At 55.3% G+C, this 461-nt stretch carries 1 pseudogene; it reads left to right on the top strand.

From position 1 onward, the window contains the following. Window positions 1–461: pseudogene (locus ACTHTS_RS11165) on the top strand (16S rRNA (cytosine(967)-C(5))-methyltransferase RsmB); the annotation flags it as partial.

Genomic DNA, 461 nt, shown 5'->3' with positions numbered 1-461 from the left:
TCATATCTTGGAGCTGGCAGATTGTCATGTTACCGTTGGGGAGATAGACGAGGGCCGTCTGAACAGGGGGAAGAGCAATCTCGACCGTTTAGGCTTTCCAAAGGCCTCTTTGGCTTGTGCCGATGCGCAGGACTTGACAGCGTGGGATGGTGGCAAGACCTTTGACGCTGTTTGGGCCGATGTGCCGTGTACCGCTTCGGGTGTGGCGCGGCGTAATCCCGACGGAAAATGGCTGCGCCGACCGACCGATGCCGGCAAAACCGCACGCCAACAGGAAGCAGTATTAGACGCGCTGTGGCAGACCCTGACGAAAAACGGCAGGATGTTGCGGGCTACCTGCTCGGTCTTCGTCGAAGAAAACGACGGTCAGTTGCAAAAATTCCTTAACCGCCATGCCGATGCCGAATTGATCGAGTCGCATGTGCTCTTACCGAACAAACATCAAGATGGCTTTTATTACG

This window comes from Neisseria sp. P0019.S003 (assembly GCF_051957115.1).
Taxonomy (GTDB): domain Bacteria; phylum Pseudomonadota; class Gammaproteobacteria; order Burkholderiales; family Neisseriaceae; genus Neisseria; species Neisseria flavescens_D.
The sequence above is the reverse complement of the archived record's forward strand: the minus strand, read 5'-3'. Positions and strand labels throughout refer to the sequence as shown.